This is a genomic window from Streptomyces sp. Rer75, assembly GCF_013414305.1.
GTDB lineage: Bacteria > Actinomycetota > Actinomycetes > Streptomycetales > Streptomycetaceae > Streptomyces > Streptomyces himastatinicus.
This window is the reverse complement of sequence record NZ_CP058693.1, coordinates 9462365-9487155: the sequence shown is the minus strand read 5'-3', so window position 1 is coordinate 9487155 and position 24791 is coordinate 9462365. Positions and strand designations below refer to the sequence as shown.

The following is a 24791-nucleotide window of genomic DNA, read 5'->3' as shown; positions in this document are numbered from 1 at the left end:
GGCGGGGCCGCCCAGGCTTCACGCTTGTTCCCCCGGTTCACCCCGGCGAGGCCGGGAGCCGGGGCACCCCGTGGTCGTACAGCGGGCCCACCTCCAGCCCCGCGGTGCGGCACGCGGTCACCAGGTGCGGCAGCGCGGCCAGGGTGACGCGCCAGCAGCCGGGGGACGACGCCCGGTCGGAGTCGTGCAGCAGGACCGTGGCGCCGCCCCGGAGGCCGCCGCGGAGGGTGGCGAGCACCGAGGCCGGGGTGGCGTTCGGGGACCAGTCGCGCCCCCAGGCGGACCACAGGACCGGCCGCAGCCCGGCGCGTACGGCCGCGAGCCAGCGGCCGCCGGTCAGGACGCCGTACGGGGGCCGGTACCACAGCGGTACGGCACCGGTGGCCAGCCGCACCGCCCGGGCGGCGTACGCGACCTCGGAGACGTCCCGCACCGGCCTGGGCAGCCAGGGGCGGGTGTGCGTCCAGCCGTGGACGGCGAGTTCATGGCCGCGGAAGGCGATCTCGCGGGTCGTGCGGGGGTAGCGCATCACGCTCTCGCCCAGGACGAAGAACGTGGCGGTCACCGCCAGCTCGTCCAGGGCGTCCAGGAAGCGCGGGGTGGAGTGGGGGTCGGGGCCGTCGTCGAAGGTGAGGGCGATGTGGTCGGACCGGCCCTGTCCGGCCAGGGCGGGGAAGAAGAAGCGGCGGGGCCCCGGCAGCCAGGTGCCGGCCGGGACCAGGTGCGCGGCCGCGGCCAGCACCGCCGCGTTCCGGGCCAGCACACCGGTCCGGCGTCCGAGGCTCATGGCGGGCTCCCGCCGCCCGGGACCCGTCGTGCCGCGGGCGGTGCCGCCGCGCCGGTGGCGTCCGCGTCCCAGCCCTCGGCCATGGCGGGCGACCGGGCGAGGCCGACGATCCCGGCCGCCATCAGGGCGATGCCGACCGCCTCGGGCAGCAGGCGCAGCCCCAGTTCGACGCGTTCGCCGAACAGCACCCAGCCCAGCGCGATGCTCACGAGCGCGTCCCCGAGGGTCAGCGCGGGCTGGGAGGCGGCCAGGGTGCCCGCGCGCAGGGTGCTCTGGAGCAGCAGGAAGCTGAACAGCCCCACGAGGCACACCGCGTACAGCGGCCAGCCGGTGAACACCGCGGCCACTCCCCCGCCGAAGCGCCCGGTGAACTCCTTGATGAGGGCCGCCGTGCACGCGAAGCCGACGGCGGTCGCGCAGCCGAGCGTCGCGGCCCGCGCCGCGCCCCGCAGCGCCCGCGCCACCAGCACCAGGGCCCCCATGACGAGCACCAGCACCACACCGGCGGGCAGCCAGAGCCCGTCCCGGGCCGTGGCGCGGCCGTGCGAGGGATCGGCCGCGACGAGGAAGAGCGCGAGCCCGGCGGCGAGCATCACGAACGCAAGCCAGGTCCGGCCGCCGGGCCGCCGGTGGAACACCAGACTCCCCACCACCAGGGTGAACAGCAGCTCGCTGACCAGCAGCGGCTGCACGACGGAGAGCCGCCCGACCGCCAGCGCCCCCACCTGGGCCACCGCCGAGACCACCATCGCCGCGCCCCCGGCCAGCCAGTACGGGCGCCGCAGCAGCCGCAGCAGATGTCGCAGCGCCTGTACCACCCCGCCGCGACCGGCCTCCGGTAGCTCCCGCTCCTGGTCCATCGCGGCACGCCGCTGGAGCACGGACGCGGCGCCGTTGCCCAGGGCGGACAGCAGCGCGAGGAGGACGGTCAGGGCGCCCATGTCACCCCCACCCTCACCCGAAGCGGGCGGCCAGCCGGTGGTACAGCCCCGGGGCCGCGCCGCGCACCAGCGCGGGCAGCCGCAGCCAGGCCGGTACGTAGACCTCGTCCCGGCCGCGGGCGACGGCGTCCCACACGGCGTCGGCGACCCGCTCGGGCGGCATCGGGCGCGGCACCCGGCGGGTGTACGGGACGCCGCGGCGGGCGAAGAACGGGGTGTCCACCACGCCGGGGACCACATGGGTGACGCGTACGCCGCCGCGGCGCAGCTCGTGGCGCAGGGCGTCGGCGAAGATGCCGAGCGCCGCCTTGGCCGCGGAGTACACCGCCTCGCCCCGCACTCCGACGCTCCCCGCGAACGATCCGATGAGCACGATGTGGCCGCGCCGCTCGGCCAGCATGTGCGGCAGGACCAGCCGTACCAGCCGCATGGTGGCGAGCAGGTCGACGCCCACGACACGGTCGATGGCGGCGGGCGGCATCGCGCTGAACGGTCCCGCCCAGCCGATGCCCGCCCCCGCGACGAGCAGATCCACCCGCCCGGCGGTACGGAAGGCATCCTCGACCAGGCCACGGCCGCCCTCGGGAGTGGCCAGATCGGCCGGCAGGGCGATGGCCGAGGTGCGCGCGGCCACCTGGTCGAGACGTTCCCGGTGGCGGCCGCTGACCAACAGCCGCCATCCGTCGCCCGCCGCGAACCGGCGCGCGACGGCGGCGCCGATACCCGAGGACGCGCCGGTCACCAGCGCCACCCCGGTTTCGGTGGGGGCGGCCCCGGTGGCGGCGGGACCGGCCGTCGCGTGCGCGGCGCCGGCTTGAGGCTGTGCGTCCGGCAGAGGGCGGGCCATGGCACCTTCCTGTCTCGCTGCCGACCGGCGGCGTCTGTGCGCCACCGGCCGCCGAGCGCGCGGTTTGACGGCACGCGGAGCGGATACCTCCAGTGAGCCATGAGCGGCCGCGCCTCGCACCATCGGAGGTGAGCATGCGCCAGCCGTCACAGCGTTTTCTCGTGGTGAGCGCCAGCATGGGGGCCGGTCATGACGCGGTGGCCGGGGAGCTGGTGCGCAGACTGGAGCGCGCGGGGTGCCGGGCGGACCGGGTGGATGTGCTGGAGCTGCTGCCCGCCGGGATCGGCCCGGGGCTGCGCGCCTTCTACCGGACGGCGGTCCGCCGGGCCCCGGTGGTCTACGCGGGCATCTACCGGGCGTTCTTCCGGTCCGGCCCCGCCCCGGGGCCACGGCCCGGCACCGCCCCGCTGGCGGCGCTCGCCGAGGATCGGCTGCTGGCGCTGGCCGAGCGGCTGCGGCCGACCGCGGTGGTGCCCGTCTTCCACCTCGCCGCGCAGCTCACCGGCCGTTTGCGGGCGCGCGGGGCGCTGACGGTGCCGAGCGCGGTGGTGGTCACCGATTTCGCGGTGCACCGCCAGTGGCTGCACCCGGGCAACGATCTGCACCTGTGTGTCACCGAGGAGGCCGCCGAAGAGGTGCGGCAGGCCCTCGGGCGGCCCGCCGTGGCCACCGGCCCGCTGGTGGCGGAGCGCTTCCTCGGCCCGGCGCCCGGGGCGGCGGACTGGCGGCGCCGCTTCGACCGGCGCGCCCCCGGCCGACCGCCGGTGGTCCTGTCCGCCGGGGCCTGGGGCGCCGGTACGCGGCTGGCGGCCACCGCACGGCTGCTGTCCGCCGCGGGCTATCTGCCGGTGGCGCTGTGCGGCCGGGACGAACGGCTGCGCCACCGGCTGTCCCGGTGGCCGCAGGTGGCGGCCCTCGGCTGGGAACCGGATCTGCCCGGACTGCTGGCCGCCACACGGGCGCTGGTGGACAACGCGGCCGGACAGACCGCACTGGAGGCACTGGCCACCGGAGTCCCGGTGGTGGGCTACCGCCCCATCCCGGGCCATGGCCGCGAGGGGGTCCGCCGGATGGCCGCCCTCGGCCTGACGGACCACGCGGCGGACTCATCGGAGCTGCTGCGCCTGCTCGACGCGCTCACCGCGCCCTCGGCGCTGCGGGAACGCCGTATCGCCGCGGGCCGACGGCTGTTCGCCACCGGCCCCGCCGATGTCGCCGCCCGGCTGGCCGAGATGGTGGCCGACGGCGGTGCGGGCGTCATGACGCCCTTCTCGTAACGGAGTGGGTGGACCGCAGCTTCGGCGCGTGCACAGCCGCCGACACATCCGGGTCCACCCTCCCCAAACGCCACTTCCGTCCCCGCTACCGCTGAGGTGGCGGCGCTTGGACGGGAGAGCGGCGGTCAGCTGGTGGCCGCGGCCTCGTACAGGCCACGCCCGGAGCGCTTGGCCCGGTCCGTCGTCCGCAACCGCTCCAGCGTGTTGCGCACCGAGTTCACGTTGGTGCGCGTCTCGTCGCGGCCCAGGGCCTCGTTGACCTCGGACGCGCGCATCGGACGGCCCGCCTTCTTCAGGGCGCCGAGCACCGACTCGGCGAGCCCGGTGGAGCGCTCGGAGGAGGTGCCCGCCGCCTTGGCCGTCTTCTCGGTGGCCTTGGCGGTGGCCTTCTCGCTCGTCTGGGCGCTCTTCTCGGTGGTCTTGGCCGCCTTGGTGGTGGCCTTCGTGGTGGCCTTGGCGGTGGTCTTGGTGGTGTCCTTGGCCGCCGCCTTCTTGGCGGGCTTCTTCGCGGCGGTCTTCTTGCCCGCGGCCTTGGTGGCGGTCTTCGTGGCCCGGCCGCCGGTGGTGGACTTGGCCTTGCTGCGCTGCCGGCCGATGGCGGCCTTGCGCGTGGCGGCGGGCGTCCGGGTCGCCGGGGCGGCCTCGGCGGCCAGCTTCGGCTCGGCCTCCGTGGCGGTGTTCCCGGCGGCCTTCGCCTCCGCGACGTCACCGTTTCCGGCCTGCGGGAGGGTGGCTCCCGAGAGGGCCTGAAGGCTGCTCAGAGCGGTGCTGACCACCTCCAGCCGCTGGGTGACGGCGTCCAAATCACCCTTGAGGGCCTCCTGTTGCTTCTCCAGTTGCGGAAGCTCTGCCTTCAGTGCCTCGATCGTCGAGCCCACACTGTTGTCGGCACTCAGCGCGTTCACCATCACTTCGTCCCCTTTCTGGGCGTCTGCGCCCATCGTTGCTGCGATTATGCCTGCTGTTAGGTGTGTGCGGTGCCCTGTGTGCCACCACGCAAAACAACTCGGACCGCCTTGACGGCTACGGAGCAGCCAACTTTCCGTGAAGTCAGGTGGCACGAACCCCCTTGTCAGACCGGCCGTGTCATCCGCAGGAGTGGTGGCGCGCGTCGTGATGACGACGTATCAGGCGCGAAAAACACCGCGCGCGCCCCATGCCACCTGGATACCGTGCACACCATGAACGAACCGAAGTCCGGCACCCTGAAGGTGCCCGGCGCGACGCTGCATTACGAGGTGCGCGGCACCGGCCCGGTGCTGCTGCTGATCCCGGGCGGGGCCGGTGACGCCGCCGCCTACGACCACGCGGCGCCGGCCCTCGCCGACCGGTACACGGTGGTGTCCTACGATCCGCGCGGCCTGTCGCGCAGTCCGCTCGACGGCCCGCCCGGCGACCAGCGGGTCGAGGTGCACAGCGAGGACGCGTTCCTGCTGCTCGACGCGGTGGCACCGGACGGCGAACCGGCATACGTGTTCGGCTGTAGCGCGGGCGCCATCGTCGCGGTGGACCTGCTGGCGCGTCACCCGGAGCGGGTGCGGCTGGCCATCGCGCACGAACCGCCCCTGGTGGAACTGCTGCCCGACGCCGAGAAACAGCGGGCGTTCTTCGCCGAGGTGCGCGCGGCGTACCGCCGCGAGGGGATCGGGGCGGCGGTGGCGGTGATGTCCGCGGGCACCGGCCCGGCGGAGGGTACCGCGGAGAAGGACGCCGAGGAGAAGGCTGGCGGGGCCGAGCCCCCGCCGCGTCCGGCCGAGGTGATCGACCGGATGATGGCCAACTTCCCGTTCTTCCTGGAGCACGTCCTGTGCCCGTTCACCGGCCATGTCCCGGATCTGGAGGCGCTGGCGGCCGTATCGGAGCGACTGGTCCCGGCGGGCGGCCGGGACTCGCACGGGCTGCTGCTGCACCGCCCGGCGGTGGCGCTCGCCGAGCGGATGGGCACCGAGGTCGTGGACTTCCCCGGCGGTCACACGGGGCTCAGTGAGCACCCGGCGGAGTTCACCGAGGTGTTGAGGGGGATTCTGCCGCGTCGATGAGGGCAGTGAGCCGGCCGGGGGTCATGCTGCCCGGTGCGCGGCGTTCCCGGGCGCAGGCGCCCGCGATCCGTCCCAGCGTCTCGTTGACCGGTGTCGGGATGCCGTGTTCGCGTCCGAGCAGCACGATCTCCCCGTTGAGATAGTCCGTCTCGATCGTGCCGGTCCCCCGGGTCAGGCTCTGCCACGAGGAGCCGCCGCCGCGCTCCACGCCGTCGGGCGGCCGTATCTCCACCTTTCCGGAGCGGAGTGCGGCCTGTTCGGCGGCGTCGGCGTGGGCGATGCCCGCGGCGTCGAGGACCGCGACCCCCTCCGCCTTCGCCCGTGCGCCGAGGGCCTGGGCCTCGTCTCCGGTGAGCGGCCCGCAGATCGCCTCGACGGCGTTGACGAGGTTGTTGATGAGCTTGGCGTACTTCCAGCGCATCACGTCCGGTACGACCGGCGCGAGGAACACGGACTCCTCCAAGTCGGCGGCCACCCGCCGGATGGTGTCGTCCGCGCCCGACGGATAGCGGCCCAGGCTGAGGATCCCGGTGTACGGGGCGCACGGCGCGGCGACCGCCCCCGGCTCCAGGTGGGTCGAGGGCAGCCAGACGCAGACGCCGTACACCCGGCGGAAGCGCCGCAGCGCCAACCGCTCGTTCTCCACGCCGTTCTGGGCGCAGAGCAGCGGCAGCCGCTCCCCCGCGGTGCCGCCGCCGGTGACCGGGCGCGGCGCCCACGCGTCCAGCGCCGCCGCGCCGTCCTGGGTCTTCACGGCGAGGACGAGCACGTCGTCGGGGCCGAGTTCGACGTCCTCGGGTCCCGTGACGGCGGACACCGGGACCTCATGGGCGGACTCGGGTGCCGTGAAGCGCAGTCCGCGGTCGCGCAGCGCCTCGTAGTGCGCGCCGCGCGCCACCAGGATGACGTCATGGCCGGCGAGATGGAGCCGGGCGCCGATCGTGCCGCCGACCGCGCCCGCTCCGATGATGATGTATCGCACCAGGACCCTTTCCCCGTGGGTGGTAGAAACAACGTACCTGCACGGACCTGTTGGAAGAGCCCGAGGTGGAACCATGAAACTGCGCTGTGCCGTGCTCGACGACTACCAGGACGTGGCCCTGTCCTCGGCCGACTGGTCGGGGGTCCGCGACGCGGTGGACGTGGTGTCCCACCGGCACCACTTCCCCGACCGGGACGCGCTGGTCGAGGCGATCGGGGACTGCGAGATCGTGGTCATCATGCGGGAGCGCACCCCGTTCCCCGCCGAGCTGTTCGCCCGGCTGCCCCGGCTGAGGCTGCTCATCACCACCGGGATGCGCAACGCGTCCGTCGATCTGGAGGCGGCCGCCCGGCACGGGGTCACCGTGTGCGGCACGGCCAGCTCCTCCGAGCCGCCCGTCGAGCTGACCTGGGCGCTGATCCTCGGCCTGGCCCGCCACCTGGTGCCGGAGAGCACGGCGCTGCGGGACGGCGGGCCGTGGCAGAGCACGGTCGGCATGGATCTCCACGGCCGTCGGCTCGGCCTGCTGGGTCTTGGCAAGATCGGCACCAAGGTGGCGCGGGTCGGCCAGGCGTTCGGCATGGACGTGGCCGCCTGGAGCCGGCATCTGACGGCCGAGCGGGCGGCGGCGGAGGGCGTCGGATTCGTCTCCTCCAAGGAGGAGTTGCTGGAGACCAGCGATGTGGTCTCGGTGCATCTGGTGCTCAGCGACCGTACCCGGGGGCTGCTCGGCGCGCCGGAGCTGCGGCGGATGCGCCCCACGGCGTACCTGGTGAACACCTCCCGCGCGGCCATCGTGGATCAGGCGGCGCTCGCGGACGCCCTGCGGGGCGGCTGGATCGCGGGCGCGGGGGTCGATGTGTTCGAGGAGGAGCCGCTGGGTCCGGAGCACCCGTTCCGTACGCTGCCGAATCTGCTCGGCACCCCGCACCTGGGCTATGTGACCCGGCGCAACTACGAGGGCTACTACCGCGACGCGGTGGAGGACATCCGCGCCTATCTCGCGGGCGAGCCGGTCCGTGTCCTCACCGCCGGGTAGGGGTCACCGCTCAGTGGGGGTCGCCGCTCAGGGTGTCCAGGGCCATGACGGCGACATGGAGCCGGGACCGCTGGGCGCCGGACTCCAGGCTGCCGCCGACCAGTCGCTCGATGGTGTGCAGGCGCTGGTAGAAGGCCTGCCGTGACAGTCCGGCCTGTTTGGCGGCGACCGACTTGTTGCCCGCGGCGTCGAGGTACTGGCGCAGGATGGCCAGCAGGTCGCCGCCGTGCCGTTCGTCGTGCTGCATCAGCCGGCCGAGTTGCCGTTCCACGTAGTTCTGGACGCGGACGTCGTCGCGCAGCGTGTACAGCAGTTCCGGCAGCCCGAGGTCGGCGGGCAGGTGGAACGGGCGCGGCGGGGTGGCGGGGCCGATGGCGTCCGCGACCTCCTCGGCCTGCCGGAACGACCGCGCCACCTGGTCGAGCGCGGTCACGCCGGGGCCGACCGCGAGGACGGCTTCCTCGCCGAGCGTCTCCTCGGTGACCCGGCCGATGCGCTCCACGACGGCCTGCCACGCGGCGGCGAGCGGCAGGGTGAGCAGGACGCCAGTGCGGTCCGGGGAGAGCCTGCCGACCAGGGCGTGGATCCCGGCGCCGCGCAGGTCGTCGCCGACCCGGCTGTCCAGGTCGGCGCGGTCGGCGGCGTCGGGCCGGTGGCCGATGGCCACGGCGATGAAGAGCTGGCCGACGGTCGGCAGGCCGAGGGCCTCGACCCGGATGCGGGACTCGGTGCGGCTCAGGTGGCTTCCGTGCCGCAGCTCCAGCAGGGCCGACGCGCGGGCCTCCCGGTCCCACTGGGTGTGGCCGGTCATCCGGGCCAGGGTGAGGGCGGTCGCGGCGCGCCGGAGGATCAGGGTGTGTTCGGGCCCGGAGGCCGGGCCGGTCTGGTCGGGCAGCGCGACGAGGCGTCCCCAGCGCTGCCCGTCGTGTTCGACGGGGGCCACCAGCCAGCCCTCCGGCCCGCTGGGCGCCGCGTGGTCGGGGGTCGGGGTGGCGCGGGAGCGGCGCTGCCACGCCTCCAGGATCGGACCGCCGGGGCGGCCCGCCGTACAGACGATCATGGCGTGGTGCACCAGGTTCTCCAGTACCACCGACCGTCCCATCAGGTCGGCCGCGACCTGCACCAGCTCCTCCGGCCGGGCGCCGCGCAGCGTCAGGTCGGTGAAGAGTTCGTGGACCTGGTGGGAGCGGCGCAGCAGTTCGCCCTGTGCGTCCAGGATCAGCGCGTGGACGGTCTGGGTGACCTCGATGAAGCGGATGCCGTGGGAGAGCACGATCAGCGGGAGGTCCCGGGCCCGGCAGGCGGCCACCAGGTCCGGGGGCACCTGCTGGTACCGGCGGCCCAGCTCCACGACCAGCCCGGCCGCGCCGACGTCGGCGAGCTGGTCGGCGTAGCCGCGCAGCCGGGTGGGGTCGTTGGGCTGGGGCATGCCGGTGGTGAGCACCAGCTCGCCTCCCTCCAGGAACGACGCCGGGTCCAGCAGTTCGGTGACGTGGACCCACCGGACGGGGCGGTTCAGCCGGTCCTCGCCGGCCATGACCCGGGGCAGTCCCGCGGCGATCACGGGCAGCCGCAGAACGTCGGCGACGGTGAGCAATGCCATCCGGCCCGCTCCCTCCCTGCACTGTGTCCGCCGTGGCGGGCGGATCTCCGGAAAGTCCCGGCGGCCCCGGGGAGGCGGGGCGCCGGGACTCCAGGATCTCAGGGTCGGCGCGCGATGAGGTCGGCGACGGTGGCGATGGGCGAGGTACGGGTGCGCCCGCCCGCCTCGTGCCGGTCGGCCAGCCGGTAGGCGACGTACAGTCCGCGCACCCCGAGCCAGCGGAACGGCTCCGGCTCCCATGTGCCCGGGCGGTGTCCGGTCCACGGCAGCCGGGTCAGCCGGGTGTCCCGCTTCAGCACCAGGTCGGTGAGGGTGCGGGCGGCCAGGTTGGTGGAGGTGACCCCGTGGCCGACGTAGCCGCCGGCCCAGCCGACGCCGGTGGCCCGGTCGAGGCCGACGGTGGCCGACCAGTCGCGGGGCACGGCGAGGACCCCGCACCAGGCGTGGTCGACGCGGACGCCGGTGGTCTGGGGCAGCATGCGCTGGAGGGTCTGGGTGAGCTGGTCGATCGTACGGTCGCTGACCCGGCCCGAGTCGTCGGTGCGGGAGCCGAAGCGGTACGGCACACCGCGTCCGCCGATCGCGATCCGGTCGTCCGGGGTGCGCTGGGCGTACATGTGTCCGTGTGCGGTGTCGCCGAGGGTTTCCCGGCCCTCCCAGCCGATTTCCTTCCAGATCTCCTCGGGGAGCGGCTCGGTGACGATCATCGAGCTGTTCATCGGGAGCCAGGCCCGCCGCAGCCCCTTGAGGGAGGAGGTGAAGCCCTCGGTCGCGCGGAGCACCACGGGGGCGCGGACCGTGCCGTGTGCGGTGAGCGCGCGGCCCGGTTCGATGGCGGTGACGGGCGACTTCTCGTAGATCGTGACGCCGAGCCGCTCCACCGTCTCGGCGAGGCCCCGGACCAGGGCGGCGGGCTGGAGCCGGGCGCAGTGCGGGGTGTACGCGCCGGCGGTGACGCCGTCGATGGCGATGTGCCGCGCGGACTCCGCGGGGGTGAGCAGGACGGACTCCGGCACGCCCCACTCGTGGTCCTGCTCGATCTTGTGCCGCAGCCGGGTGGCCTGGGCGGGGGTGCGGGCGACCCGCAGGGTGCCGCCCTTGACGATGTCGGCGTCGATGCCCTCGCGCGCGGCGACGGCGATGACCTCGTCCACGGCCTCGTTCATGGCCTGCTGCCAGTCGAGGACGGCGTCGCGGCCGCACGTGCGGGCCAGCCGGTCGCGGGCGCCGGGGATCAGTCCGGAGGCCCAGCCGCCGTTGCGGCCGGAGGCTCCGAAGCCCGCGAATTCGGCTTCCAGGACCGTGACCCGCAGGGACGGGTCGGCCTTCTTGAGGTAGTAGGCGGTCCACAGCCCGGTCATTCCGGCGCCCACGACGCACACATCGGCGTCGCGGTCGCCGGGCAGCGCCGGGCGTGGGGCGGGCAGTTCGGCGAACCAGTGGGCGACGCGCCCGTTGACCGGTGCCGTGGTGGCGGACATGGGGTCCTCTCGCGGTGTGGGGGACGGCCGGGAGCCGGGTCAGACGCCGAGCAGACCGGGCAGCTCGGACAGGTCCTTGATCTCCTCGTACGGCTGGTACGCGGCCGAACCGGGGAAGCCGTACCGGTTGACCCAGATCCGCCGCATGCCCTCGTACCGCTTGGTCGGCATGATGTCGTACTCCCAGCCCTGGGCGGTGTGGATGATGTCCTCCGGGCCGCGGCCGGTGGCCTTCATCAGGTACTCGAAGGCCTGCGGCAGCGGCTTGAACGCCCCCGCCTGCTCGGCGGTGAGGACGTAGTCCCACTCCACGCCCAGCTCGTCGACGGCATAGGAGATCAGGTCGTCCTCGCTGTTGCTGAGGATGGCGATGTCGTACTCGCCCTTGAGGCGGCGCAGCGCGTCGGGGACCTCGCGGAACGGCTTGAACCGCTTGATGGCCTCGATGAGCGCCTCGCCGTCCTCGTCGCGGTACGGCAGGCCGTGCAGCAGCATCACGTTGCGCAGGGTGCGGCGGACGGTCTCGCGGTAGGGGCGGTACTCGTCCACGACGCCCTGGAAGCGCATCACGTAGGCGTCGTGGTGGAACTGCTTGGGGTCGACGCCGTACTCGGCGAGACGGTCCTTGACGATCTCGTGGGTGGCGCCCTGGGTGTCGAAGTTGATGAGGGTGCGGTAGCAGTCGAACGAGACGAGCTTGCGCATGGAGCGGTCCTTTCGGTCGGAGGGGCGGAGCGGGACGGAAACGGCGCGGTCAGGCGCGGCTGGCTTCCGCCAGGCCCAGGTCCTTGGTTTCGGGGGCGAGGACGATGGAGACCACGAGGCCGATGACGGTGATGCCCACGCCCATCGCGAGGGTGCCGCGCACGCCGAAGTCGGCGGTGAGCATGGGCAGCAGGAAGGTGCTGGAGGCGGAGCCGACCCGGCTCATGGCGGTGGCCACACCGACGCCGGTGGCGCGCAGGTCGGTGGGGAACAGCTCGCTCGGATACACGAACTGGAGCCCGCTGCCCGCGGCCTCGAAGAACTGGAACCCGGCGAAGAGGGCGACCACCAGGAACGCGTAGTGCAGCGGCAGCACGATCAGGGCGATGAGGCAGACGTTGATACAGGCGAAGCTGCCGACGAGCAGGGGCCGCCGGCCGATCCGGTTGACCACGAGCAGCCCGACCGCCGTGCCCGCCACCGCGATCGTGGTGATGAGCGCGCTGGCGCCGAAGGTGCCGGTCACCCCGAACGACTCCAGCATCTGCGGCTGGAAGGACCGTACGGCGAAGGCGGGCGCCACCTGACAGATCCAGAACACCGAACAGAACAGGGCGGGGATCGCGTAGCCGCGGCGGAAGATCTCCGCCAGGTTGCCCAGGCCCGAGCCGCCGCGCTTCGCTCCGCTCTCGGCGACGAGTTCTTCCGTGCTGACCTCCTGGTGGAGGTGGCGGCGTACGACCTCCTTGGCCTCCTCCACCCGGCCGCGGGAGGCGAGCCAGCGGGGCGACTCGGGCACTCCGGCCCGGAAGAAGATGAAGATCACGGCGGGCACCGCGCCGGAGGCCAGCATCCAGCGCCAGGCGTCGTCGCCGGTGCCCAGCAGCAGCCAGCCGGCCCAGTAGCTGACGCCGTAGCCGACCCACCAGGCGAGGACCAGGCCGGACAGGGCGGGGCCGCGAATCTTGCGCGGCACCAGCTCGGTGGTCAGGGCGGACGCGATCGGGTAGTCGGCGCCGATCGCGATGCCGATCAGCAGCCTCAGCACCAGCAGCTGCCACGCCTCGGTGACGAAGAACTGGAGGGCCGAGAAGACCACGAAGGTGATCAGGTTGAGCACATACATCAGATGGCGGCCGACGCGGTCCGTGATCGGACCGAAGACCGCGCCTCCGATGAAGACGCCGACGAGGACGGAGGCGGCGATCAGCCCCTCCCACATGGTGTTCAGGCTGAGGGCCGGGGTGATCAGGCTGAGGGCGACGCCCATGATGCCCAGCAGATAGCCGTCGCAGAACGGGCCGCCCATGGCGACGGCGACCATCCTGCGGTGAAAGCCGGTGACGGGGGCTTCGTCGAGGCTGTGGACTCTGGCGGTGGATTCCGGTGCGGGGTGTGACGGTCGGGACAAGGACATGCTTGAGACTCCTGGGGACGAGGAGGAGGCGCTGAGGCGCTGGGCGACGCGACACATCGGTGCGGCATCGGGCGTCAAGCATTCGTGCGGGGCGCGGCGGGGACCGCGGGGTGTGCTGCCGGGAACGGGCAGGTGACGGGATGACGGATGGCCATCACCATGGTTCAGCGGTCCGGTAGCGTCAACGGCCATCCTGTTCCATCGCCGGGCCCGTGGTGGACACTGTGTACGCCACTTCCGCACCGGGAGTGCGCAGGACTTTGGTCCCGGGCCGGTGGCGTCGGCGGGGACACAGCGTCCACAACGGACCGCCGGAGCGGACACTGTGCCCGTTGCCCCGGTGCGCGGGTGCGGTCAGGGTGTGGGCATCCGTTGCGCACCCTTCCTGACCTCGGGAGAACCGTCATGACACTCCGGTGTGAGCCTCCGGGCGGCGTGAGCGAGCCGTCGGGAGGCGGCCGTGGGTGACCGGCTCGTCGTCCTGTACAACGACCACCTGCCGTACAACCGCGAGCGGATCGAGTCCCTGGCGCGGACCGTGTACGCGACCGAGGAGGAACTGCCCGCGCTGCTCCCCGGTGCGGACACCCTGCTCGCGTGGTGGCCGCTGAGCCCGGCCGTGGCCGCCTCGTGGCCCGACGACCCCGCGAAGGCGCCCCGCTGGGTGCATGTGGCCGCCGCGGGGGTGGACCCGTATCTGTTCCCCGCGCTGACCGGCGACCCGGATGTGGTGCTCACCAACTCGCGCGGTGTGTACGACCAGCCCATCGCCGAATACGTCCTCGGGCTGGTCCTGTCCCTCGCCAAGGACTTCCCCGGCATGTGGGACCACCAGCGGGGCCGTCAGTGGCGGCCGCGCGACAGCGAGCGGGTCGGCGGCCGGACCGTGCTGGTCTGGGGCACCGGATCCATCGGCCGGGCCGTGGCCCGGCTGCTGCGCGCGGTCGGCATGCGGGTGAGCGGCGCGGGCCGCACCCCGCGCGCCGAGGACCCCGACTTCGGCACCGTGCACGGCCCGGCGACCCTGCGCACCGGGCTGGGCGAGGCCGACTACGTGGTGCTGGCCGCCCCGCTCACCCCGGCCACCCGCGGCATGGTGGACGCCTCGGTGCTGGCGGCCATGAAGCCCGGCGCCCGGCTGGTCAACGTGGGGCGCGGCCAGCTGGTGGACGAACCGGCCCTGGTCGACGCCCTGTCCGGCGGCAGGCTGGCCGGTGCCGCGCTGGACGTGTTCGCCCAGGAGCCGCTGCCCGCCGCCTCCCCGCTGTGGGAACTTCCGGGCGTCATCGTGTCCCCGCACACCGCGGGTGAAGTGGCCCACTGGCGCCACGATTTGGCCGAGCTGTTCCTGGACAACCTGCTCCGCCGGGCCGCGGGCCGTCCGTTGCGCAATGTGGTCGACAAGGAGCTGGGTTACGTCAGGTAAGTGGTGGCCACCGCTCCGTTTCACCTTCGCTCCGACCGGAAAGCCGCAGGGGGCGGGGGAAAACCCATCGGCCCGCAGACGGAGGGGAACGTGGCGCACACCACACCAGGTCAGGGCACAGGCGCCGAGCGGATCCGGGAGAACACCGGAGGGCAGGGCGCCCCGCCGACCCGGCGGGGCTTGCTCTCGGTGACGGCGGCGGCCGGTCTCGGTCTGCTCGCCGGATGCGGCGAGCAGAACACCGACTGGGCCAAGCCGTCCAGGAGCCCCACGCCCTCCAAGGGCCGCAGGACCTCCGCCGCGGGCTCCGACAACAAGGCCGGCCGCTCCCCGTCGCCGCGGCCGACGAAGCGACGACCCGAACTCCCCCGCGGCGGCCGCGACCTGTCCCGGTACCGCCTGGTGGGGTACTGCGGACTGCCCGGCGCCGCCGCACTCGGCCGGCTCGGTACCGGTGACCTGAACCAGCGGGTCAAGGAGATCGAGAAGACCGCGCGCGACTACGCCGCCGACCGGGAGCCACTGCCGGTCCTCGAACTGCTCGCGACCGTCACCAACAGCTCCGCGGGATCGGACGGCACCTATCGCACCCGTGTCCCGGACGACACGATCCGCCGTTTCCACGACGCGGCCCGGCGCCATGACGCGCTGCTGCTGCTCAACATCCAGCCGGGCCGGGCGTCGGCGCTGGACGAGGTCAAGGCGCTCCGCAAGTGGCTCGTCAAGCCCGATGTGGGCATAGCGCTGGACCCCGAGTGGGACATGGGCCCGGGAGAGGTGCCGGGCGACACCTACGGCCACACCAGCGGACAGGAGCTGACCGACGTGGCCCGCTATCTGTCCGGGATCGTGGAGGCACACGATCTGCCGGAGAAGCCGCTCGTCTTCCACCAGGTGGCGGTGTCCGTGGTCCGCGACCAGTCCGCGCTGCGCCAGCAGCCGGGCGTCGTCATGATCAAGAGCGCGGACGGCATCGGCTCGCCGGGCATGAAGCGGGACACCTGGCGGCAGCTGGTCAAGGACCAGCCGGAGGGCCTGCGCACCGGCTTCAAGCTCTTCTACGAGGAGGACGCCGAGACCGGTCGGCTGATGACCCCGAAGGAGGTGCTGGCCCTGCGGCCGCGCCCGGAGTACGTCATGTTCGAGTGACAGGCATGAGGCCGCCCCCGGTACCACGGGACCGGGGACGGCCTCATGACGCCTGACGGCGACACCGGTCAGGTGCGTGGCGCGGTGGCCACGGTGACCGGCTCGTGTTCGGCGCGCTCGCCCGCACCGGGCCGGGTGAAGCGCATCAGGACGCAGGCGCCCGCGTACAGCACCGCCACCACGAGCAGCAGGGCCTGGTAGCCGGTGACCAGCGCGAGGTATTCGAGGGTGCCGCCGACCAGCGAGCCGAGCAGGTTGGCGCCGAAGGCCGCGGTGGGGTCGGAGGCCACGGCCAGCCGGTCGGAGAAGATGAGGTTGGCGCAGAAGATGGGGGCGAAGGCCAGCGCGATCGCGGCGGCGAGACGCCCCGCGAAGGGCAGTCCGAGTACCAGATGGGCCGGGATGAGCCAGGAGACGGCCAGGGTCGCGAACAGCAGGAGCTGAAGCGCCAGCTGGTTGAGCTTGCGGATCCGCCGCCGTACCTCGACCGCGGACAGGACGGCCAGCAGCACACCGGCGAAGACCATGGCGTTGACCAGCCAGGTGGTGCCGAAGTACAGCGCGAAGCCGATCACGTTCTTGGTTTCGAGCAGCATGAACGCGGCGCCGAGCAGGAACATGTCCGCGTACCGGACGGTCCGCCGGAGCCGTACGCCGGTCAGCCGCACCGACGCCAGGGTCACCAGCAGGATCGCGCCCAGCACCCCGAGGTAGAAGGTGGGGATGGTGCGGTGCAGCAGGTACGGGAACGGGTGGTCGTCGCTCGCGGCCTTCGGCACCGGCCCGGACGCCTTCCACGTGGCATCGCAGGACTGGGCGGCGGGGGTGGTGCCCGCGACGAGGATCGCGGCCCTCTTGTTGCCGTAGTGGGTGATGCAGGGCGCGTGCCCGAAGACGGAGGTGAGGGTGCCGGCGAAGCGGTCGATGAGCCAGTTCTGCCGGTAGTAGTTGTACATGGCGAAGGCGCCGCCGGGGGCCAGGTGGCGATGGGCCGCCTCGAACGCCTGCCGGGTGAACAGGTAGCTCTCCAGACGCAGGTTGCTGGCCCCGGACACCAGGGTCAGGGAGTCCGGCAGCGCGAGCACGATCAGGTCGTAGCGGGCGTCGGTCTGCTCCAGGAAGGCCCGCCCGTCGTTGATGTGGACGTGCACCCGGGGGTCGTCGTACGGCCGGGCCGGGTGCAGGGACGCGCCGACCTCCTGAAGCCTCGGATCGATCTCCACGGCGTCCACCCGCCGGGCCCCGTGGGCGAGGGCGAGGGCGACGTCGTTGCCGTTGCCCGCGCCGATGACCAGCACCCGGCGGTGGGAGTTGCGCGGCGTCTCGCGGTAGGGCTGGTCGTACGGTGAACCGGGCTTCGTCAGCGCCTTCAGCGGGGCGATGGACTGGTGCGGAACACCATTGGCGGCGATGTTGTAGTCGCGGGACGCCGAGGCCGACTTCTTGACCTCGATCTTGTAGTACGGCGACCAGGAGATGCCGGTGGCCGCCGACTCCAGCGCCAGCACCGCCACCATCACGGCCAGCGGAATCGCGGACCGGATGATGTTGCGCCGCCCGACCAGCACCAGCATCGCCAGCGCCGCGAGCACACCCCACACCACCGACGGCGCACGCAGCCAGGACAGCAGCGCGAAGGACACCGAGCCGGTGAGGGAGCCGAGCAGGTCGAAGCGGTACGCCTCCAGTGACGGCAGCCGCCGGAACTGGTCGGCCGTCATCTTGCCGATCGCCATCATGATGAGCGCGGTCAGCCCGAACAGCACGGGCAGGGTGACCCACTGGGGCATGCCGGTGGTCTTCACGGCGGTGAAGTAGATGACCTCGCCGCTGCTCTGCCGCACCTGGACGGGAAACTCCCGGACCAGGACGACGAGGACGGCCAGCGGGATGGGCGCCCAGCGGGTGAGCCACTGCCCGCGGCCGGCGGGAAGGAGGAATCCGAGGCCGATTCCGAGGAACGAGCCCAGGAGGATGAAGTTCGAGAAATAGCTCAGATGGACGATATTGGCGCCGGTCCACCGGATCAGCGCCAGCTCGACGAAGAGCATGGTGGCGCTGGCCAGCAGCAGCCTCGCGCGCACGTTTTGCGGTCCAGGGCTGTGCTCCATGTCGGCCCACGCTGTCATCCGAGGCGGGGCAGGTCGAGCACCAGCAGGGCGGTCCGACCGCCCCCGGAGCACATCTCACCTGATGAGCCCAATCGCGCGCGCACGGCGGCCGCAGCGCTGTTGCGGGCCGGGTGTCCGGAGCGAAAATGGTGGTGCTTGTCTCTGTTGTGCGTGTCTCCGGAGAGAAGGTGCACACCATGCCCAGGGGATCGAGCCCGAAGCGGGAGAGACAGTACGAACACATCAAGGACAGTGCGAAGGAGCGCGGCGCGAGCGAGCGCCGGGCCAAGGAGATGGCCGCCCGGACGGTGAACAAGGAGCGCGCCCGCTCCGGGGAGGCCCGGAAGGCGAGCCGTATCTCCACCGAGGACATGTCGCCCTCGCGGCGCGGCGGCAAGCGGTCGCACAGCGGGGCGCAGGGCCCCACGCGGGACCAGCTCTACGCCGAGGCCAAGCGCCGGAACATCGAGGGCCGGTCCCAGATGAACAAGTCCCAGCTGAAGAAGGCCCTGGGGAAGTAGCCCCGGGAACACCGGCCCGGGAACACCGATCCGTCAGTGTTCCCGGGCCGTGGGGCGCACCGGGCTCTCGGAGGCCAGCTCCTTGATCGCCCGCCCGCCGCTCCCGTACCCCCTTGGGCGGGCGCTAGAAGGCGCCGCTGTACGCGTTGAGCGCGGGCTGGCCGCCGAGGTGTGCGTACAGCACCGTGGAGTCCTTGGGTATGTCGCCGTTGCGTACGAGGTCGATGAGCCCGGCCATGGACTTGCCCTCGTAGACCGGGTCGAGGATCACGCCCTCCAGGCCGCCGGTGAGCCGGATGGCGTCGAGGGTGGAGGCCACCGGGACGCCGTAGGCGTCCCCCGCCCAGCCCTCCAGCAGGGTGATCTCCTCGTCGCGCAGCTCGCGGCCGAGGCCGATCAGCTCGGCGGTGTTCCGCGCGATCTTCGCCACCTGGGCGTGGGTCTCGGCCGGTTTCGCGGAGCCGTCGATGCCCAGCACCCGGCGGGGGCGGTCCTGGCCCGCGAAGCCCGCGATCATCCCGGCCTGGGTGGAGCCCGTGACGCTGCACACCACGATGGTGTCGAAGAAGACGCCCAGCTCGCGCTCCTGCCGCTCGACCTCGTACGCCCAGTTGGCGAAGCCCAGCCCGCCCAGCGGATGGTCGGAGGCACCGGCCGGGATGGGGTACGGCGTGCCGCCCGCGGCGCGCACCTGGTCCAGGGCGCGGGTCCAGCTGTCCTTGAAGCCGATGCCGAATCCGGCGTCGACCAGCTGGACGTCGGCCCCCATGATGCGGGACAGCAGGATGTTGCCGACCTTGTCGTTGACCGCGTCGGGCCAGTCCACCCAGCTCTCCTGCACCAGGACGGCCTTCAGCCCCAGCCGGGCCGCCACGGCGGCGACCTGGCGGGTGTGGTTGGACTGCACCCCGCCGATGCTCACCAGCGTGTCGGCGCCCTGCCGCAGCGCGTCGGGAACCAGGTATTCGAGCTTCCGGGTCTTGTTGCCTCCGTAGGCCAGCCCGCTGTTGCAGTCCTCGCGCTTGGCCCAGATGCGGGGTCCGCCCAGGTGGTCGCTGAGCCGGTCGAGGGGGTGAACGGGGCTGGGGCCGAAGAGCAGGGGGTGGCGGGCGAAGTCGTCGAGGGGCATGACGGGCTCCTTGGGGCCGGTGGGGCTGGTGCGCCGTGGCGTGTTCGCCGTGGTCAGTGTGCAGCCCTACCCCGTCGCACGACCGGCCTATGCGTGTAGGCCGTTTGGGGTCGGTCGGCGCGCCCGGTCCACGGATCGCGGCGGACCATCGAAGCCAGTGTCCCTGTCCGTCCCACTCCTCCAGGGAAGCCGCAACCATGCCGCTGTACTTCGCCGACTCGTCCGAATCACTGGTTCCGGACGCGCACGCCGGTTTCGCCACCGCCCACGCCGCCCTCGTGGAGCACCATCCCGGCCACGGGTACTTCCGCTCCCGTGTCACCTCGCCCGCCCGCCGGGTCGGGCTGGTCTCGGGCGGAGGATCCGGCCATGAACCGCTGCACGCCGGATTCGTCGGCGCAGGGATGCTGGACGCCGCCTGCCCCGGCCGGATCTTCGCCTCGCCGCACAATCGGCAGATCTTCGAGGCCAGCCGCGCCGTCGCCGGGGACGACGGCGTGCTCCATCTGGTCAAGAACTACACCGGCGACCGCATCAACTTCGGCATCGCCGCCGAACGCCTCCACCACGAGGGCATCCGCTGCGAGCGGGTGCTGATCGACGACGACCTCGCCACCGACTCCGACGAGATCGCCGTCGGCCGCCGCGGCACCGGCGCCACCCTGATCGTGGAGAAGATCCTCGGCGCCGCCGCCGACGAGGGACGCGGCCTGGACGAGCTGGTGGCGCTCGGCGTCGATATGACCCGCCGCTCCCGCAGCCTCGCCGTCGCCTCCGCCGCGCACACCACCCCCGCCTCCGGGACCCCGGCGTTCGACCTGCCCGAGGACGTGCTGGAGTTCGGCGTCGGCATCCATGGTGAGCGCGCCGACAAGACGGTGCCGCACGCGCCGCTCAGCAAGCTGGTCGAGACCATGACGGACCGGCTGCTGGCCGCCCTCCCCCATGGCCCGCGCCCCCGGGTGCTCGCGCTGGTCAACGGTCTGGGGTCGGTCACCTCGCTGGAGCTGTACGGAATCCACCACATCCTCGCCAAGGCCCTCGACGCCCGGGACACCGTCCTCGACCGGTCCCTGACCGGCACCTTCGTCAGCGCCCTCGACATGCGTGGCTTCTCGCTGACCCTGCTCGCCACCGACGACGAGGCCCTGCGGCTGTGGGACGCCCCCGCATGCACCCCGGCCTGGCCCCTGTGACCCCGCCCGCCGGTCACCCCTTTGAGCCCAAAGGAGCCTCCGCAGCCATGTCCGTGAACCACGCCCCGCGCTCCCTCACCCGCGCCACCGTCACCGCCTGGCTGATGCGCTTCGGCGCCACCGTACGGTCCGTCGAGCCCGAGCTGACCGCCCTCGACCAGCAGGCGGGCGACGGTGACTTCGGCGCCAACCTCGCCACCGGGATGGACGGGGTGCGCCGCGCCCTGGAGAGCCTGTCCGCCACCCCGGCGGTCGGCGAGGACACCGCGGCGACGCCGCTCGCCGCGGCCGCCGGGGTCTTCCTCGACGAGGTCGGCGGCACCAGCGGCCCGCTGTTCGGCCTGCTCTTCCAGGAGCTGGCCGACGCGGTCGCCGCGGCCGCCCCCACCCCGCCCGGCACCGGCGAACTGGCCGCCGGGATCGCCGCCGGGACGGCCGCGATCCAGCGGGTCGGCGAGGCCGAGGTCGGCGACAAGACCATGATCGACGCCCTCCTCCCGGCCGCGAAGGCGCTCGCGGACTGCCCGCCGACCGCCGACCCGTCCCGCTCGCTGCGGCTCGCGGCGGTGGCCGCCCACCGCGGCGCCCGGGCCACCGCCTATCTGCGCGCCCGGCGCGGACGGGCCAGCTACACCGGGGACCACGCGGTCGGCGTCCCCGACCCGGGTGCCCTGGCGGTGGCGTTGCTGTTCGCCTCCGCCGATGGTGAACTGACCACCGTTAGCAGACTTCCGGAACATCGGGGCGCCGAATACTGAGGCTTTAGGGATCTTCATGGAATTCGGGTGGTTCCGCGAATGTGAGGTGTCATTCGCCACTACCGTGAATGGTCATGAAGCGGGGCCACGTCGGGCAGGCGAACAGGAAACCTCGCTGGCTCGATCGAAGGTGACCGGGAGAAGCAGTGCACCAGGACACCCCCACCCGTGCGACACCCCCGCACATCCCCGCGGAACGACCGGCACGGGGTGAGGGCGCGGCCCAAGGCAAGGCCCGCGACGCTTACTTCGACAACGCGAAGTACCTCACCATCGTGTTGGTGGCCTGTGGCCACGCATGGGAACCACTGACGTACGGCAGCCGGGCCTCCATGGCGGTCTACCTCCTGGTGTACGCGTTCCACATGCCCGCCTTCGCGCTGATATCGGGCTACTTCTCGCGCACCTTCGACATGGCGCCCAAGCGGCTCCAGCGGCTGGTCACCGGGGTGGTCGTGCCGTACGTCGTCTTCGAGATCGCGTACACCCTCTTCTCCCGCTGGGCGCAGGACAACCCGGACGAGCCGTTCAGCCTGCTCGACCCGTGGTACGTGATGTGGTTCCTGGTCGCGCTGTTCATCTGGCGCATCACCACCCCGCTGTGGCTGGCGCTGCGCCATCCGGTGCCGGTCGCGCTGGCCGTGGCCGCGCTCGGCTCGCTCTCGCCGGAGACCGGCGGCGATCTCTCGCTCCAGCGGACCCTGGCGTTCCTGCCGTTCTTCGTGCTCGGCCTCACCCTCCGCCAGGAGCACTTCGCCCGGCTGCGCACCTGGCGGGCGCGGTGGATCGCGCTGCCGGTCGGACTCGTGGCGCTGGTCACCGCGTACGCGGTGGCGCCGTGGTTCAACTCGGAGTGGTTCTACCACCGCAAGAGCGTCGCGGCCCTGGACGGCGTACCGGAGTGGGCCGGGCTGCTCTCCACGCCCGTCCTCTTCGTGGGGGCGCTGGTGCTCACGGCCTGTTTCCTGGCCTGGGTGCCGGGGCGGCGCACCTGGTTCACGGTGCTCGGCGCGGGGACGATGTACGGCTATCTGCTGCACGGCTTCATCATCAAGGCGTCCCGCTTCGGCCAGTGGTACGACTACCCGTGGCTGCACACCCCGCTCGGCGAGCTGGCGGTGACCGCCGCGGCCGTCGCCATGATCACGGTGCTGTGCACGGCTCCGGTGCGGCGGGTCCTCCGCGGGGTGGTGGAGCCGCGCATGGAGTGGGCGTTCCGGCTCGCCGGGAACAAGAAGTAACCGGGAACAAGAAGTAACGAACCCTAGCGGCTCTCCAGCCGCAGGTGGAGTTCACGCTCCTGGTCACCGGCCGCCCGGCCCTCGTCCCGTACGGCGAAGGCGGTGGCCAGGACGTCGCGCAGCTGTTCCACCTGGCGGGGGCCGCCCTGTAGATCGGCGGTGAGGGGCGCTCCCAGGGCGGCGGGGGCGGGCTCCTGACGCGCACCGGACACCTCGAACGTCGCACTCCACACCGTGGGGTGTCCCTCGGCCTCCTCCCGCGGCGGGGCGTCGGAGGCCGGGCCGGAGGGGTAGCAGGCGTGCAGCACGCCGAACACGGTGTCGGCGTCCTCCTTGGAGTGTCCGCTGAGGGCCACCACGACCTGCGCGGCGGACCGTTCCAGACTGGCCATCGTGAACACCGTCCTCGTCGTCCTCATCACGGGGTCATCGGGGGCATCGGAATCATCGGTTTACCGGCCCGGGTACCCGGCCGTGCCGGGTCAATCGTCATCCGGAGGGCTCATCCGGCACCGGCTGCTCGGGGTGCACACCTCCGCTGTGCGGCTTTCCGCGTCGACGGGTGCCGGGTTCGTCCAGGTCGGGGACGTCCTCCGGGCGGTGGGGCGGAGCGGTCTGCGGTGTGCCGCCGTTGATGTCCAGGGGGTCCGGGCCGCCCTGCGCCTGCTGGTCGGGCAGGTCCCTGGGGATGGCGGGGCCGTTCTCCCCGGGGGCTTCCGGCAGCTTGTCCTCACTCACGATGCGCTCCTCTCTCGTAGGCGGGTCCCGTGGGCGGAAAGGGACACAGAACGGCCGGTACCCCGCACACGGACACCAATGCAGACGTTGTCGCTCCTCGTCCCAGGTGTGAGGCCCGTCACCGCACGGCCGTGAAATTGGTGTGAACACAACCGGCGGCCCATGCGTATCCACTGCCGTAGCGAACCCGTCCCCTGCGTACGACCCCGTGCGCCCCACAGGAGGTCACAAGTTGAGCCGGAGTCACAAGCGCGCCCCCAAGACAAAGATCATCATTGGGGCTGCCGCGGCTGCCGCCGTCGTGGGTGCCGCCATTGTGCTGCCCAACGCCAATGCCTCGCAGGACAAGAAGTCCGAGGCCATCGACGCCAAGCCCAAGGCGTTCAACTCCGATTCCGCCTCGGACGCGATCGCGCAGCTGGCGTCGAGCCTGGGCGAGGCGTTCGGCGGTGCCTGGTATGACAAGGAACAGCAGCAGGTCATCGTCAACGTCATCGGCGACAACAACAACGTCGAGGTCGCCGCGGTCAAGAGCGCCGGGGCCGTCCCCAAGGCCGCCAAGAACAGCATGAAGTCGCTGAAGGCCGCCGAGGCGACGCTCAAGAAGAAGGCCACCATGGCGGGCACCGCCTGGGCCATCAACCCCAAGACCAACAAGCTCCAGGTCACGGCGGACAGCACCGTCAAGGGCGCGAAGTGGGACACCCTCGAGTCCACGGTGAAGTCGCTGGGCGCGGACATGGCCGACGTCAAGCGTTCCGCGGGCACGTTCAAGACCTTCGCCGAGGGCGGTGACGCCATCTTCGGCGGCGGTTCGCGCTGCTCCCTCGGCTTCAACGTCACCACCGAGAGCGGCGACCCCGGCTTCCTGACCGCCGGCCACTGCGGTGTCGCGGCCGAGCAGTGGTCCGAGACCCAGGACGGCGCCCCGGTCGCCACGATCCAGGACGCCACCTTCCCGGGCACCGGCGACTTCGCGCTCGCCACGTACGACGACGCCGCCACCGAGGCCCCGAGCACGGTCAACACCGGCGACGGCAACAAGGTGAACATCACCGAGGCGGCCGAGGCGTCGGTGGGCCAGGAGGTGCAGCGCATGGGCAGCACCACCGGGCTGAACGGCGGCTCGGTGACCGGTCTGAACGCGACCGTCAACTACGCGGAGGGCTCGGTCAGCGGGCTCATCCAGACCGACGTCTGCGCCGAGCCCGGCGACAGCGGCGGCGCCCTCTTCACCGAGGGCGGCCAGGCCATCGGCCTGACCTCCGGCGGCAGTGGCGACTGCACCTCGGGCGGTGAGACGTTCTTCCAGCCGGTGACCACCGCGCTGGAGGCGGTCGGCGCCACGATCGGCGACGGCGGAGCCGGTGGCGGCGCGGCCCAGTAAGGCCACACCGTCGAGCG

The 24791-nt window shown here is 72.5% G+C and carries 23 protein-coding genes; 10 read left to right on the top strand and 13 right to left on the bottom strand.

What is annotated here, in order from left to right:
• Positions 1 to 37: 37 nt before the first annotated feature.
• From HYQ63_RS40265 to HYQ63_RS40255, 3 genes are read right to left on the bottom strand one after another with little or no spacing between them, the layout of a single operon-like run.
• Complete coding sequence (locus HYQ63_RS40265; RefSeq protein WP_179938864.1) at positions 38 to 787, bottom strand: polysaccharide deacetylase family protein; 750 nt, start codon at positions 785 to 787, stop codon at positions 38 to 40.
• Positions 784 to 1728 (bottom strand): DMT family transporter, encoded by a 945-nt coding sequence (locus HYQ63_RS40260; RefSeq protein ID WP_179938862.1) that lies wholly within the window; start codon positions 1726 to 1728, stop codon positions 784 to 786. Before HYQ63_RS40260 ends, HYQ63_RS40265 begins: the two co-directional genes overlap by 4 nt.
• A 13-nt stretch (positions 1729 to 1741) precedes the next feature.
• Positions 1742 to 2575 carry an SDR family oxidoreductase gene (locus tag HYQ63_RS40255; protein ID WP_179938860.1) on the bottom strand — a complete coding sequence of 278 codons (834 nt, stop codon included), beginning with the start codon at positions 2573 to 2575 and terminating at the stop codon, positions 1742 to 1744.
• Positions 2576 to 2709: 134 nt separating this feature from the next.
• On the opposite strand from HYQ63_RS40255, the gene HYQ63_RS40250 reads away from it, so the two are divergent.
• Positions 2710 to 3852, top strand: coding sequence for a galactosyldiacylglycerol synthase (locus HYQ63_RS40250; RefSeq protein WP_179938858.1), 1143 nt, complete (start codon positions 2710 to 2712; stop codon positions 3850 to 3852).
• A gap of 125 nt (positions 3853 to 3977) precedes the next feature.
• Here HYQ63_RS40250 and HYQ63_RS40245 read toward each other — a convergent pair whose 3' ends face one another.
• The gene (locus tag HYQ63_RS40245) at positions 3978 to 4760 is read right to left on the bottom strand and encodes a prephenate dehydrogenase (RefSeq protein ID WP_257232475.1); all 783 of its coding nucleotides are present in this window, start codon (positions 4758 to 4760) and stop codon (positions 3978 to 3980) included.
• Positions 4761 to 5033: 273 nt separating this feature from the next.
• Between HYQ63_RS40245 and HYQ63_RS40240 the strand changes: the two genes are divergently transcribed.
• On the top strand, positions 5034 to 5891 hold the full coding sequence (locus HYQ63_RS40240; protein ID WP_179938856.1) for an alpha/beta fold hydrolase: 858 nt from the start codon (positions 5034 to 5036) through the stop codon (positions 5889 to 5891).
• Here HYQ63_RS40240 and HYQ63_RS40235 read toward each other — a convergent pair.
• Positions 5854 to 6873, bottom strand: a complete 1020-nt coding sequence (locus HYQ63_RS40235; RefSeq protein WP_179938854.1) for a ketopantoate reductase family protein — start codon at positions 6871 to 6873, stop codon at positions 5854 to 5856. The genes HYQ63_RS40240 and HYQ63_RS40235 overlap by 38 nt on opposite strands.
• A 73-nt stretch (positions 6874 to 6946) precedes the next feature.
• On the opposite strand from HYQ63_RS40235, the gene HYQ63_RS40230 reads away from it, so the two are divergent.
• Complete coding sequence (locus HYQ63_RS40230; protein WP_179938852.1) at positions 6947 to 7912, top strand: D-2-hydroxyacid dehydrogenase family protein; 966 nt, start codon at positions 6947 to 6949, stop codon at positions 7910 to 7912.
• A gap of 10 nt (positions 7913 to 7922) precedes the next feature.
• Here the strand turns inward: HYQ63_RS40230 and HYQ63_RS40225 are convergent, their stop codons facing one another.
• The 4 genes from HYQ63_RS40225 to HYQ63_RS40210 all read right to left on the bottom strand — a co-directional run bounded on the left by HYQ63_RS40225 (position 7923) and on the right by HYQ63_RS40210 (position 13118).
• Complete coding sequence (locus HYQ63_RS40225) at positions 7923 to 9515, bottom strand: PucR family transcriptional regulator ligand-binding domain-containing protein (RefSeq protein ID WP_179938850.1); 1593 nt, start codon at positions 9513 to 9515, stop codon at positions 7923 to 7925.
• A gap of 98 nt (positions 9516 to 9613) precedes the next feature.
• A complete protein-coding gene (locus tag HYQ63_RS40220) occupies positions 9614 to 10996 on the bottom strand; it encodes an FAD-binding oxidoreductase (protein ID WP_179938848.1) in 1383 nt (460 codons plus the stop codon).
• A gap of 39 nt (positions 10997 to 11035) precedes the next feature.
• Positions 11036 to 11701, bottom strand: a complete 666-nt coding sequence (locus HYQ63_RS40215; protein WP_179938846.1) for an HAD-IA family hydrolase — start codon at positions 11699 to 11701, stop codon at positions 11036 to 11038.
• 49 nt (positions 11702 to 11750) lie between these two features.
• Complete coding sequence (locus HYQ63_RS40210) at positions 11751 to 13118, bottom strand: MFS transporter (protein WP_179938844.1); 1368 nt, start codon at positions 13116 to 13118, stop codon at positions 11751 to 11753.
• Positions 13119 to 13578: 460 nt separating this feature from the next.
• On the opposite strand from HYQ63_RS40210, the gene HYQ63_RS40205 reads away from it, so the two are divergent.
• Entirely contained in the window at positions 13579 to 14544 is a 966-nt protein-coding gene (locus tag HYQ63_RS40205) for a D-2-hydroxyacid dehydrogenase (protein ID WP_179938842.1), read from the top strand.
• A 90-nt stretch (positions 14545 to 14634) separates the two neighbouring features.
• The gene (locus tag HYQ63_RS40200) at positions 14635 to 15693 is read left to right on the top strand and encodes a hypothetical protein (protein WP_257232474.1); all 1059 of its coding nucleotides are present in this window, start codon (positions 14635 to 14637) and stop codon (positions 15691 to 15693) included.
• 68 nt (positions 15694 to 15761) lie between these two features.
• Here HYQ63_RS40200 and HYQ63_RS40195 read toward each other — a convergent pair whose 3' ends face one another.
• Entirely contained in the window at positions 15762 to 17777 is a 2016-nt protein-coding gene (locus tag HYQ63_RS40195) for a spermidine synthase (RefSeq protein WP_257232473.1), read from the bottom strand.
• A 224-nt stretch (positions 17778 to 18001) separates the two neighbouring features.
• Here HYQ63_RS40195 and HYQ63_RS40190 point away from each other — a divergent pair, with 224 nt between their 5' ends.
• Positions 18002 to 18325, top strand: a complete 324-nt coding sequence (locus tag HYQ63_RS40190) for a plasmid stabilization protein (RefSeq protein WP_179938838.1) — start codon at positions 18002 to 18004, stop codon at positions 18323 to 18325.
• A gap of 124 nt (positions 18326 to 18449) precedes the next feature.
• On the opposite strand, the gene HYQ63_RS40185 is transcribed toward HYQ63_RS40190, so the two are convergent.
• Complete coding sequence (locus tag HYQ63_RS40185; RefSeq protein ID WP_179938836.1) at positions 18450 to 19454, bottom strand: 1-aminocyclopropane-1-carboxylate deaminase; 1005 nt, start codon at positions 19452 to 19454, stop codon at positions 18450 to 18452.
• A gap of 197 nt (positions 19455 to 19651) precedes the next feature.
• Here HYQ63_RS40185 and HYQ63_RS40180 point away from each other — a divergent pair, with 197 nt between their 5' ends.
• From HYQ63_RS40180 to HYQ63_RS40170, 3 genes are all read left to right on the top strand, one after another.
• On the top strand, positions 19652 to 20650 hold the full coding sequence (locus tag HYQ63_RS40180) for a dihydroxyacetone kinase subunit DhaK (RefSeq protein ID WP_179938834.1): 999 nt from the start codon (positions 19652 to 19654) through the stop codon (positions 20648 to 20650).
• A 47-nt stretch (positions 20651 to 20697) separates the two neighbouring features.
• Positions 20698 to 21408 carry a dihydroxyacetone kinase subunit DhaL gene (dhaL, locus tag HYQ63_RS40175; RefSeq protein WP_179938832.1) on the top strand — a complete coding sequence of 237 codons (711 nt, stop codon included), beginning with the start codon at positions 20698 to 20700 and terminating at the stop codon, positions 21406 to 21408.
• 146 nt (positions 21409 to 21554) lie between these two features.
• Positions 21555 to 22649 (top strand): acyltransferase family protein, encoded by a 1095-nt coding sequence (locus HYQ63_RS40170; RefSeq protein WP_373689182.1) that lies wholly within the window; start codon positions 21555 to 21557, stop codon positions 22647 to 22649.
• A gap of 23 nt (positions 22650 to 22672) precedes the next feature.
• Here the strand turns inward: HYQ63_RS40170 and HYQ63_RS40165 are convergent, their stop codons facing one another.
• Positions 22673 to 23041 carry a hypothetical protein gene (locus HYQ63_RS40165; protein WP_179938830.1) on the bottom strand — a complete coding sequence of 123 codons (369 nt, stop codon included), beginning with the start codon at positions 23039 to 23041 and terminating at the stop codon, positions 22673 to 22675.
• Between the two features lie 97 nt (positions 23042 to 23138).
• A complete protein-coding gene (locus HYQ63_RS40160; RefSeq protein WP_257232472.1) occupies positions 23139 to 23387 on the bottom strand; it encodes a hypothetical protein in 249 nt (82 codons plus the stop codon).
• Positions 23388 to 23619: 232 nt separating this feature from the next.
• Between HYQ63_RS40160 and HYQ63_RS40155 the strand changes: the two genes are divergently transcribed.
• Complete coding sequence (locus HYQ63_RS40155) at positions 23620 to 24774, top strand: S1 family peptidase (protein ID WP_306664872.1); 1155 nt, start codon at positions 23620 to 23622, stop codon at positions 24772 to 24774.
• Positions 24775 to 24791 lie beyond the last annotated feature (17 nt).